General features: G+C 71.7%; 9 protein-coding genes. 8 read left to right on the top strand and 1 reads right to left on the bottom strand.

Translation table 11 applies throughout. The annotated features are described in order from the left end of the window. Positions 1 to 166: 166 nt before the first annotated feature. From LY40_RS24400 to LY40_RS24365, 8 genes are all read left to right on the top strand, one after another. Positions 167 to 973, top strand: a complete 807-nt coding sequence (locus LY40_RS24400) for a TIGR02569 family protein (RefSeq protein WP_183779146.1) — start codon at positions 167 to 169, stop codon at positions 971 to 973. A gap of 265 nt (positions 974 to 1,238) precedes the next feature. Next, entirely contained in the window at positions 1,239 to 3,521 is a 2,283-nt protein-coding gene (locus tag LY40_RS24395) for a molybdopterin oxidoreductase family protein (RefSeq protein WP_258938354.1), read from the top strand. Continuing rightward, complete coding sequence (locus tag LY40_RS24390; RefSeq protein WP_258938281.1) at positions 3,518 to 4,969, top strand: FAD-dependent oxidoreductase; 1,452 nt, start codon at positions 3,518 to 3,520, stop codon at positions 4,967 to 4,969. The genes LY40_RS24395 and LY40_RS24390 overlap by 4 nt, the downstream gene beginning before the upstream one ends. A 68-nt stretch (positions 4,970 to 5,037) precedes the next feature. Beyond that, positions 5,038 to 6,426 carry an MFS transporter gene (locus LY40_RS24385; protein WP_258938280.1) on the top strand — a complete coding sequence of 463 codons (1,389 nt, stop codon included), beginning with the start codon at positions 5,038 to 5,040 and terminating at the stop codon, positions 6,424 to 6,426. Positions 6,427 to 6,640: 214 nt separating this feature from the next. After that, complete coding sequence (gene nirB / locus LY40_RS24380) at positions 6,641 to 9,160, top strand: nitrite reductase large subunit NirB (RefSeq protein WP_258938279.1); 2,520 nt, start codon at positions 6,641 to 6,643, stop codon at positions 9,158 to 9,160. Further along, a complete protein-coding gene (gene nirD, locus LY40_RS24375; protein WP_183779138.1) occupies positions 9,157 to 9,519 on the top strand; it encodes a nitrite reductase small subunit NirD in 363 nt (120 codons plus the stop codon). The genes nirB and nirD overlap by 4 nt, the downstream gene beginning before the upstream one ends. After that, entirely contained in the window at positions 9,516 to 10,631 is a 1,116-nt protein-coding gene (locus LY40_RS24370) for a uroporphyrinogen-III synthase (RefSeq protein WP_258938278.1), read from the top strand. The genes nirD and LY40_RS24370 overlap by 4 nt, the downstream gene beginning before the upstream one ends. Beyond that, complete coding sequence (locus LY40_RS24365) at positions 10,628 to 11,350, top strand: sirohydrochlorin chelatase (RefSeq protein WP_258938277.1); 723 nt, start codon at positions 10,628 to 10,630, stop codon at positions 11,348 to 11,350. The genes LY40_RS24370 and LY40_RS24365 overlap by 4 nt, the downstream gene beginning before the upstream one ends. Before the next feature lie 132 nt (positions 11,351 to 11,482). Here LY40_RS24365 and LY40_RS24360 read toward each other — a convergent pair whose 3' ends face one another. After that, positions 11,483 to 11,881, bottom strand: a complete 399-nt coding sequence (locus LY40_RS24360; protein WP_183779135.1) for a DUF3224 domain-containing protein — start codon at positions 11,879 to 11,881, stop codon at positions 11,483 to 11,485. Positions 11,882 to 11,911 lie beyond the last annotated feature (30 nt).

Raw genomic sequence — 11,911 nt, 5'->3', positions numbered from 1 at the left:
TCTGTCCCGGGGGCTGTCTTCGTCCGGGCTGTGTTTCCCGGCTCGTCGTTCGTGGACCGGTGTCGCCGGGGCGTCCTCGTCGGCGTTCGTCCTTCCCGGGACGGCGTCGGCGCCACCGGCGGGTCGCTCACCCGGCCGTGTGGTGTCGGCGGTAACGTCCGTCGGCGTGGGGTATGGAGCCGAACGTCCGCCGTCGCATGTGCGCGCGGCCTTCGGCCTGAGCACCGCTGCCGCCGAGGACGGTGAGCAGCTGTCGGGCGCGGCCGCGTGGCGTTACGGCGACGTGGTGCTGCGGAAGGTCTCCGACCGGGCGCACGCGGTGTGGCTGGCGCGCACCCTCGCCGCACTCGACGCGCCGGAGCTGCGCATCGCGCGGCCGCTGAACACCACCGACGGGCGCTGGGTGATGGGCGGCTGGGCCGCGAGCCGGTTCGTCTCCGGCAGGCCCGAGAACCGCGCGGACGACACTGTGCTCACCGCGATCAAACTGCAGCGGGCCATGGCCGACCTTCCCGAACCCGACTTCCTGTCCGGCAGACAGGGCCTGGCCGCGGACGCCGAGCGCATGGCCTGGGGCGAGGTCGACCTCGAGCTCGACGAGTCCAAGGGCGGCCGCTGGTTCGAGATCCTTGCCCCCGCCCGCAAGCCGCTGTCCTCACCGCCGCAGCTGGTGCACGGGGAGCTGTTCGGCACGGTTCTGTTCGACGGTGACGCCCAGCCCGGCATCGTCGACCTGGTGCCGCACTTCCGGCCCGCCGAGTGGGGAGCCGCGGTCGCCGCGATCGACGCCGTGGCGTGGGGCGGGGCCGACATGGCGTTGTTGCACCGCTGGTCCTACCTGCCCGACTGGTCGCAGTTGCTGCTGCGCGCGACGCTGTTCCGGCTCGCGTATCACGCGCGGTACCCCGGTTCTGCCGACGTCGAAGCCACCCGCCTGCGCGCCGCAGCCGCCCAGGTCAGCGAACTGCTGTAGGCCTTACGCGGTTCCCGGCGGGCACGGCGGTGACGAACACCCGCCACGCCCCACGGTGACGGCCGCACCGCACGCGACGTCGACACGTCCCCGGCGCGTGCTCACCGCGTCCTCGCGCAGGTCGCGGAGCAACGTCAAACGCCTGAAACATCAGCGCATCCCCGGGTAACACGCGCTTCCTACGGTCGCCGGAACGCAGGCGACCAGCAGGAGGTGCCCGTTGACGCTGCAAGCCGTGACCCCGCCAGGGCCGGACGTACCGGCCCTGCCCGCTCCTGCCGGCAGGACGGCGACACCGGACGGCGACGGGACGCGGACCGACACGCACTGCCCGTACTGCGCGCTGCAGTGCGGCATGACGCTCACACCGGCGGCCGACGTCGCGCCGCGCGAGTTCCCCGCCAACCGCGGCGGACTGTGCCAGAAGGGCTGGACGTCGGCCTCGCTGCTGGACTCCCCGGCGCGGCTGACCACCCCGCTCGTGCGCACCGGCGGCGAGCTGCGGCCCGCGAGCTGGGACACCGCACTCGACGTGATCGCGGCCAGGCTCACCGAGCTGCAGGCCGCCCACGGCAACGACGCGGTGGCGGTCTTCGGCGGCGGCGGGCTGACCAACGAGAAGGCCTACCTGCTGGGCAAGTTCGCGCGGGTGGCGCTCGGGACCTCGCAGATCGACTACAACGGCCGGTTCTGCATGTCGTCGGCCGCGGCGGCTGGCCTGCGGGCGTTCGGCGTCGACCGGGGTCTGCCGTTCCCGATGACCGATTTGGCCGGCGCCGACGTGATCGTGCTGGTCGGGTCGAACCCGGCCGAGACGATGCCGCCGTTCCTGCAGCACCTGCAGGGCGCGGCCGCCGCGGGCGGGCTGGTCGTCATCGATCCGCGGCGAACGCCGACCGCCGAGCAGGCGAACGTGCACCTCGCACCCGCGCCCGGCACCGATCTGGCGCTGGCGCTCGGCGTGCTGCACGCGACCGTCGCCGAAGGGCTGCTCGACGAGGCGTACGTGGCCGAACGCACCGCCGGGTTCGATGCGATGTGGCGGACCGTCGCCCGGTACTGGCCCGAGCACGTCGAACGCATCACCGGGGTCAGTGCTGCGGATCAGCGGGCGCTCTCCCGCAGGCTCGCCGGTGCGCGCAGCGCCTTCGTGCTCACCGCGCGCGGCGCGGAACAGCACGCCACTGGCGTGGACACCGTGAGCGCCTGGATCAACCTGGCGCTCGCGCACGGACTTCCCGGCAGGGCGGGATCCGGGTACGGCTGCCTGACCGGCCAGGGCAACGGCCAGGGCGGCCGGGAACACGGGCAGAAGGCCGATCAACTGCCCGGATACCGCAAGCTCGACGACCCCGCCGCGCGGGAGCACGTGGCGGGCGTGTGGGGCATCGCCCCGGAGTCGCTGCCCGCGCCCGGCCGGTCGGCCTTCGAGCTGCTCGACGCGCTCGGCCAGCCGGAGGGGCCGAAGGCGATGCTCGTGTTCGGCAGCAACGTCGTGGTGTCGGCGCCGCGCTCGCAACGGGTGGCCGAGCGGTTGGCGGCACTCGACTTCCTCGTCACCGCCGACCTCGTGCTGTCGGAGACGGCCGCGATGGCCGACGTCGTGCTGCCCGTGACCCAGTGGGCCGAGGAGGACGGCACGATGACCAACCTCGAAGGTCGCGTGCTGCTGCGGCGCAAGGCGATCGACCCGCCGGACGGGGTACGCAGCGACCTCGACGTCCTCGCCGGTCTCGCCGAGCGGTTCGGCCAGCCCGCGGGCCGGTTCCCCGTCGACGCGGAGGAGATCTTCACCGAACTGCGGGCCGCGTCCGCGGGCGGCGTGGCCGACTACTCGGGCGTGACCTACGACCGGTTGCGCGCCGGTGAGGCGCTGCACTGGCCGGTGCCCGCGGTCGATCACCCCGGTACGCCGCGGCTGTTCCTCGAGGCCTTCGCCCACGCCGACGGTCGCGCTCGCTTCGTGGCCGTCGACCACACCGGCCCCGCCGAGCCGCCGGACGCGGAGTTCCCGCTGCAGGCCACGACCGGGCGACTGTTGCAGCACTACCAGTCGGGCGCGCAGACGCGGGCCGTGCCGGAGCTGGCCGAGGCCGCGGCCGAGGCGTGCATCGAGGTGCATCCCGACACGGCCGCGCGGGCCGGGCTCGGCGTGGGGGACGTCGCGACCGTCGAATCCCGCCGCGGCGCGGTGACCGGCCGGGTGCGATGTGTCGCGTCGATGCGGCCGGACGTCGTGTTCGTGCCGTTCCACTTTCCCGGCGGGCAGCGAGCCAACCTCATCACCAACCCCGCGCTCGACCCGACGAGCCGGATGCCGGAGTTCAAGGTGTGTGCGGCCCGGCTCGTCCCCGCCGACGCTGAGCCATCGGCGACGCAGCCGGAAGCAGTGACGCAACAGAAACCGGTGACGCAACAGAAACCGGTGACGCAACAGGCATCGGTGGAGCTGCAGAAATCGGTGACGCAACAGGCATCAGGGACGCAACAGGCATCAGGGACGCAGCAGAAGTCGGTGGAGCAGCGGGAAACGGGTGGTGCCTCGTGACCGCGCGCAGGGTGGTCGTGCTCGGATACGGCATGGCGGGAGCCCGGCTCGCCGACGAGATCCGCAACCGGGATCCGGAGGCCGAGCGGGTGGCGCTGACGGTCGTCGGCGCGGAGCCGCACGCCGCCTACAACCGGGTGTTGCTGTCGGCGGTGGTCGCCGGAACCATGCAGCCCGACAGCGTCCGCCTGCACGACGAGGGCTGGGCGCAGCGCAACCACGTCGAGCTGCGGCTGAACGTGGCGGCGCGGCGCATCGATCGCCGGCATCGGACGGTCCGGCTGGACGACGGCACCGCGCTGCCGTACGACTCGCTGGTGCTGGCCACGGGCAGCAGGCCGTGGCTGCCGCCGGTCGAAGGGCTCATCGGCGACGACGGCGAGCCGACCGACGGCGCGCTGGCGTTCCGCAGCCTCGACGACTGCGATCGGATCCTCGATGCGGCGAGAGTGGGTGCCCCGGTTGCCGTGCTCGGCGGCGGGTTGCTCGGCCTCGAAGCCGCGCGCGGTCTCGCCGGACGGGGCAATCGGGTGACGGTGGTGCACCCGGCACCGCACCCCATGGAACGCCAGCTCGATCCCGGTGCGGGGCGCGTGCTCGCCGGCACGCTCGAAGCGTCCGGCATCGACTTCCGGCTGGGCAGGGGAGCGGCCAGGTACCTGCCGGGCGACGGGCTGAAGCTCGACGACGGCAGCCACGTCTCGGCGGAGCTGCTGGTCGTGTCGACCGGTGTGCGTGCCGAGACGGCGCTGGCCGCGGATGCGGGGCTCGCCGTCGAGGCGGGGGTGGTCGTCGACGACCAGCTGCGCACCAGCGACGGCCGCATCCATGCCATCGGTGACTGCGCACAGCATCCCGCCGCCCCGGGTGGGCTCGTCCAACCGGCGTGGGAGCAGGCGAGTGTGCTGGCGGATCTACTCACCGGTGCCGACACCGCGTCGCGTTATCGCGGGACGTCGGTCGTCACGCGGCTCAAGGCGAAGGGCGTCGACGTCATGGCGCTCGGTGACACCGTGGTCGCCGCGGACACGGCAGCCGAGGACACCGAGGTCCTGTGCGTCGACGATCCGGCGCGTGGCCGCTACGCCAAGTTGGTGGTGCGCGACGAGAAGGTGGCGGGCGCCATCGTGCTCGGCTTCCCCGACGCCGCGGCGACGATCACGCAGCTCTACGACCGCGGGGTGCGGGTGCCGGAGGACCGGCTCGCGCTGCTGCTCGGCCGGGCACTGCCCTCGGCGTCACCCGCCGCGGCCAGCCCCGCGGATCTGCCCGGTTCGGCGATCGTCTGCCGCTGCAACTCCGTCAGCAAGGCCAAGATCGTCGACGCGTACCGCGGCGGAGCGTCCACAGTGGATGACATCGCACAGCGGACCCGCGCCGGCACCGGCTGCGGCGGCTGCCGCGACGCCGTGTGCGGCATCGCCGAATGGCTCACCAGTACCGACTAGCAGCTCCGCGCGCAGGCGGTTCCGGAACGGAGCCGCCCACGACGCCCGTCACGCCGAAGGAGACTTCCATGACGCTCGCACCCGAGAAACCGGCCGACGAGCCCACGCTCGCCCGACGACGAGGACGATGGATCGACAACTGGGAGCCCGAGGACCCCTCGTTCTGGAACGCCGTCGGCCGAAAGGTCGCCTGGCGCAACCTCGGCTTCTCGGTCCTCGCCGAACACCTCGGCTTCAACGTGTGGATCCTGATGAGCATCGTCGTGGTCAACCTCGGTGACGCCGGGGTGCACTTCGGGGTCGGGCAGACTTTCTGGCTGATCATCGTGCCGAACCTGGTGGGCGCTCTGCTGCGGGTGCCGTACACGTTCGCGATCCCGCAGTTCGGCGGACGGGTGTGGACGACGATCAGCGCGTCACTGCTGCTGATCCCGTGCGCCATGCTGGCCGTCGCGGTGACCACGCAGGCGCCGTTCTGGTTCTTCCTGCTCACCGCGGCCGCGATGGGTTTCGGCGGCGGCAACTTCTCGTCGTCGATGAGCAACATCTCGTTCTTCTTCCCCGAGGGCAAGAAGGGGCTCGCGCTGGGCCTGAACGCGGCGGGCGGCAACCTCGGCGTCGCCGTCACACAGCTGCTGGTGCCCCTGGTGATCAGCATCGGCACCGGCGTCAACCTCGCCTACGCGGCGCTGATGTGGATGCCGTTGATCGTCGTCGCATCGGTGTGCTCGTGGACGCTGATGGACTCGCTCACCTCGGCCAAACCGGACGGCAGTTCGTACCGCACGGCGTTGCGCAACAAGCACACCTGGGTGATGTCGTTGCTCTACATCGGAACGTTCGGCTCGTTCATCGGCTTCTCGTTCGCGTTCCCCTCGCTGATCGACCTCACGTTCACCGGTTACGGCGAGTTCGTCGGGCTCGCGTTCCTCGGCGCGCTCATCGGGTCGATCACGCGGCCGTTCGGTGGGTGGCTGGCCGACCGGCTCGGCGGCGCTCGCATCACCCAGTGGAACTTCGCGGGGCTGGCGGTCGGCACCGTCGGGGTGATGATCAGCGTCGCGCAGGAGAGCTTCGCGTTGTTCTTCGGCTCGTTCATCCTGCTGTTCGTGCTGACCGGGATCGGCAACGGTTCGACGTACCGGATGATCCCGATGATCTTCGCCGAGGAGGCCAGGAAGAACGCCGGAACCGGCGCCGATCCGGACACGGTCGCCAAAGCGGCCAAACGGCAGGCGGGCGCGGTCGTCGGGGTCGCCGGTGCGCTCGGCGCGTTCGGTGGCGTGCTGGTGAACCTCGTCTTCAAGTTCTCCCTCGAAGGCGGCGGAACCCTGACGCCCGCGCTTATCGCGATCCTCGCCTGTTACGGCGGGTGTATGGCGACGACGTGGTGGTTCTACCTGCGGACGAGTTTCGCCGTGGACCGAGCGCCGAGTCTCGCGTACGCGCGGGTGTGAGCGCCGCGCAGTGGATGCAGTGGATGCAGTGGATGCGGTGGATGTGGCACACCGGACCGGACACGTGTGACGCGGGTGTGCCGGCCGCCGCATCGCCGTCACGGTCGCCGAGCTGGGAAGGGAACTGTTGGTAACGCACCGGAAACACGACGGAAGTGGTCAGGACACGACCACTGGTGAGCATGGAACGCAGGCATCGGTGGAGGTGTGAGTCATGAGTCGAACGCTGGTGGTCGCGGGGCACGGCATGGTGGCCCACCGCCTGGTGGAGGCGCTGCGCGGCGGCGACGTCGACGGAACGTGGCGGGTGGTCGTGTTCGGCGAGGAGCCGCGGCCCGCCTACGACCGCGTGGCGCTGACGTCCTATGTGGACACGTGGGATGCCAATGGGCTGGCCCTTCCGGGGTCCGAGTACTCCGGCGACGACCGCGTGGAGCTGGTGCTGGGTGACCCGGTCGACGCGATCGACCGGCAGGCCAACCGCGTCACGACACGGAGCGGGCGGGTGCAGGACTACGACGCGCTCGTGCTGGCCACGGGGTCGCGGCCGTTCGTGCCGCCGGTCGAGGGGAAGGACCTGCCCGGTGTGTTCGTGTACCGCACCATCGAGGACCTCGACGAGATCCGCGCGGCGGTGGCGCGTGCCCGCGAGCGCAGGGGCAGGCCCGCGGCGGCGGTGGTCGGCGGCGGGTTGCTCGGTTTGGAGGCCGCGAAGGCGCTGCGCGACCTGGGCCTATCCCCGCACGTGGTCGAAATGGCGCCGCGGCTGATGCCACTGCAGATCGACGACGGCGGTGGTGCGCTGCTCAACCGGCTGATCACCGACCTCGGCGTCACCGTCCACACGGGAACGTCCACGGCGGCGATCGCGCAGGACGGCGACCGGCTGCAGGCACGGCTCGGCAACGGCACCGAACTCGACGTCGACCTGCTCGTGTTCTCCGCGGGGGTGCGGCCACGGGACGACCTGGGCCGGGAAGCGGGCCTCGGCGTCGGCGAGCGCGGCGGCGTGCTCACCGACGCGGCGTGCCGCACCAGCGATCCGCACATCTTCGCCGTCGGGGAATGCGCCTCGGTGGAGGGACGGGTGTACGGCCTCGTCGCGCCCGGCTACTCGATGGCCGAAGTGGTGGCGACGACGTTGCTGGGCGGCGACGCGGAATTCCCCGGCGCGGACACCTCGACCAAGCTCAAGCTCATGGGCGTGGACGTCGCCAGTTTCGGTGACGCGCACGCCGCGACCGAGGGCTCGCTCGAAGTCGTGGTGAACGACCCCGTGAACGGGTCGTACAAGAAGCTCGTCGTGTCCGACGACGCGACGACCCTGCTCGGCGGGGTTCTCGTGGGTGATGCGAGCGAGTACAACCTGCTGCGCCCGCTGGTCGGCGAGGAGCTGCCGGGCGAGCCGGCCGCGCTGATCGGTCCCGCCGGTGGCGGCGGCGAGGCGGTCGGTGTCGAGGCGCTGCCCGACGACGCGCAGATCTGCTCGTGCAACGCGGTCACGAAGGGCGCGATCAACGGGGCGATTCACGACGACGGCTGCGACAGTGTCGGGGCGATCAAGAGTTGCACGCGGGCAGGCACGTCGTGCGGCTCGTGCGTGCCGATGCTCGACAAACTGCTCGCAGCGTGCGGTGTCGAACAGTCCACGGCGCTGTGCGAACACTTCACGCAGTCGCGCGCCGAACTGTTCGAGATCGTCCGCGCCACGCGGATCACGACGTTCAGCGAACTGATCGCCGAACACGGCACCGGCACGGGATGCGCCGTCTGCAAACCCGCCGTGGCCTCGATCCTGGCCACCCTCGGCAACGGCCACGTGCTCGGCGGGGAGCAGGCGACGCTGCAGGACACCAACGACCGGTTCCTGGCGAACATGCAGCGCAACGGCACGTACTCGGTCGTGCCACGCGTGCCCGGCGGGGAGATCACGCCGGATAAGCTGATCGTGATCGGCGAGGTGGCCAAGGATTTCGGCCTCTACACCAAGATCACGGGCGGGCAGCGCATCGATCTGTTCGGTGCGACCGTCGAGCAGTTGCCCCGGATCTGGCGCCGGCTCGTGGACGCCGGATTCGAATCGGGTCACGCATACGGAAAGGCGCTGCGGACCGTCAAGTCGTGTGTGGGTACGACGTGGTGCCGGTACGGCCAGCAGGACAGCGTGGGCCTCGCCGTGGAACTCGAACTCCGTTACCGCGGGCTGCGGTCGCCGCACAAGCTCAAGGCCGGGGTGTCGGGATGTCAGCGCGAGTGCGCCGAGGCCCGCAGCAAGGACTTCGGCGTCATCGCCACCGAACACGGCTGGAACCTGTACGTCGGCGGCAACGGCGGCGCGGTACCGAGGCACGCGGACCTGCTGGTGTCCGGTGCCGGCACCGACGAGCTGATCCGGATCATCGACCGCTTCCTCATGTTCTACGTCCGCACCGCCGACCGGTTGCAGCGCACCGCGGCGTGGCTCGACGAACTGGACGGCGGCCTCGACCACCTGCGGGCGGTGGTCGTCGACGACAGCCTCGGCATCGGCGACGAGCTGGAAGCCGCGATGGCCGAGCACGTCGCGAACTACGAGGACGAGTGGAAGGGCGTGCTGGAGGACCCGGACAAGCTGGCGCGGTTCACCTCGTTCGTGAACGCACCCGGCACGCCGGATCCGACGGTGGCCTTCGAGACCGAACGCGAGCAGCCCGTGCCCGTGATGCTGGGCGTACCGGAGGTGGCGAACCGATGACCGTACTGTCCGAAAAGCGGTCCGCCGGGGCCGAGGTGTGGACGCCCGTGTGCCGGGCGGAGCAGGTGCCGCGCGCCGCGGGGGTGGCGGTGCTGCTCGACGACGGGGTCCAGGTGGCCGTGTTCCGCACCGTCGAGGGCGACGTCTTCGGGCTGTCCAATGTCGACCCGTTCTCCGGCGCCGCCGTGCTCTCCCGCGGCATCGTCGGCGATGTGGGCGGCGTCCCGGTGGTGGCCTCGCCGGTCTACAAGCAGAACTTCGACCTGCGCACCGGACAGTGCCTCGACGACGCAGGTGTCCGGATCGAGGCGTACCCGCTGCGTGTCACCGACGGCATCGTCCACGTGGGAGTGCGATGACCGACGTCCTGCCGCTCGCCGGGTACGCGATCGGCATCACCGCGGCACGCCGGGCCGACGAACTCGGCGCGCTGCTGGTGCGCAAAGGTGCCACGGTGCGCTGCGGCCCGGCCATCCGGATCGTCCCCCTCGCCGACGACTCGGAGTTGCACTCCGCCACGCGGTTGCTGCTCGACGAGCCCGTCGACGTCGTCGTCGTGACCTCCGGGATCGGGTTCCGTGGCTGGGTCGAGGCCGCCGAGGGCTGGGGAATCGGCGACGAACTGATCGACCGTCTCGGTGCTGCCCAGGTACTGACCCGTGGGCCGAAGGCGAAGGGCGCGGTGCGGGCGGCGGGACTGTCCGAGGCGTATTCGCCGGGGTCGGAGAGCAACGCCGAACTGCTGCAGTATCTGCTCGACTCCGGAGTGGATGGGCAACGCATCGCGGTGCAGCTGCACGGCCAGCCGCTGCCGTACTTCGTGGAATCGCTGCGTGCGGCGGGTGCCGACGTCGTCGAGATCCCGGTCTACCGGTGGGTCGGGCCCGCCGATCCGGGGCCGCTGGACCGGCTGATCGACGCGGTGATCGACGGTGCGATCGACGCGATGCCGTTCACCAGTGCGCCCGCCGCGGCGAGCATGCTGGCGATGGCCTCGCGCACCGGCCGGCACGCGGGCCTGGTGGATGCGCTCAGCAGCAGGGTGCTGGTCGCGTGTGTCGGCCCGATCACCGCCGGTCCGCTGGCCGCGGTGGGCATCCCGACCGTCCAGCCGCAGCGAGCGCGGATCGGCGCGCTGGCACGCGAGGTGGCGGACACGCTCGTGGCGCGATCGCCCCGGCTGGCTGCGGCGGGCAGCGAGATCGAACTGCGCGGCCAGGCCGCCGTTGTGAACGGGCAGCTGCGGGAGGTGGCGCCCGCACCGATGGCGGTGCTGCGCGCGCTGGCCCGGCGTCCTGGTCATGTCGTGTCGCGGCGCGAACTGACGGCTGCGTTGCCCGGTGGCGGCGAGGAACACGCCGTCGAGACGGCGATCGGCAGACTCCGCACCTCGCTCGGGAAGGGAACACTGGTGCAGACGGTTGTCAAACGCGGCTATCGCCTGGCCGTGGCGGCGGGAGGCGACGGGTGATCGTGCTGACCGCGCACGGCACGCGCGACCCCGCTGGAGCCGAGGTGATCGCCGAGCTGGCGGGCCGCGTGCGGGCGCGGGGCGCGGAGGTCGCGGTCGCCTACGCCGACGTCCGCGAGCCCGACGTCACGACCGTCCTGAACGGACTGGCCGGACGGTCCGGTTCCGCCGATCCCGTTGTGTTGCCTGCCTTTCTGGCCGCCGGCTACCACGTGCGGACCGACATCCCGCAACAGGTCGCGGCGAGCGCACTGCCGCGTGCGCCGGTGGCAGAGGCGTTCGGCCCCGCACCGGAACTGATCGACGTGCTGGTCGATCGCGTGCGGCAGGCCGGCTATCGGCCGGGCGACGCCGTGGTGTTGGCCGCCGCGGGGTCGAGCGATCCGCGAGCGCTGGACGAGGTGTCGACGGCGGCACGGATGCTGAGCGCACGCCTGCGTGCGCCGGTGCGGATCGGTTACGCCGCCACCGCCGACCCGGATGTCGCCGCCGCCGTCGCCGAGGCACGCCACTCCGGCCGCCGGGTGCTCGTCGCGTCGTGGCTGCTGGCACCGGGGTTGTTCCAGCGGCGGCTGGAGGCGACCGGCGCCGACGCGGTGTCGGCCCCGCTCGGTGCCCACCCCGCGGTGGCCGACCTGGTGGTGCGCCGCTGCGCCGAAACCCCCGACACTCGGGCGGAACCGGCGGGATGGGACCGGACGGTACGGCTGGCGGTGTGACCGCCGCGGTGACGATCCGCGCAGCGTCGGCCGGACTCGGTGCGCACGTGCCGCGGCGGCCGATCGCCGGTGCGCCGACGCCGGCCGGGCCGCTCCATCGGAGTGCAGGACGACCGGACTCGGGGCCGGCCCTCAGTCGAACCGGTAGTCGAACGTGTACCCGATCGTCGCGGTGTCGCCCTTCGACGTGCCGTGTCCCGTGATGCCGGCGAGGTCGCCGGTGCCCGAGCCGGGGACGACCGCCCATGTGTCGTCGATCCCGTCGGCGCCGTAGCGCACGTCGTGCCGCACGACGAAACTGCCCGTGCGCCCGGCGACGGTGCCCTCGATCCGTTCGATGCCGGGGGAGGCCTGCCCGCCGTCGGTGAAGCCCTCGCCGGGGTAGTAGAGCAGGTAGTCGCAGGTCGATGTGCCGTCGATGACGCCCGTGTAGGCGAAGGTCGCCCGCGCGTGGGCGTAGCGCGGCGCGCCCTCGCCACCGGAGGCGACGTGTTCGGTCCAGGTGCTCGTGGTGAAGGTTCCCGTGTTCATGGCAGCCACTCTCACGGGCTTTCCTGCCAT

Origin of the sequence: Prauserella salsuginis, assembly GCF_024648885.1 — a bacterium.
In the GTDB taxonomy this organism is placed as follows: domain Bacteria; phylum Actinomycetota; class Actinomycetes; order Mycobacteriales; family Pseudonocardiaceae; genus Prauserella; species Prauserella salsuginis.
Note: the sequence above shows the minus strand (reverse complement) of the source record. Positions and strands in the feature narration are given on the sequence as shown.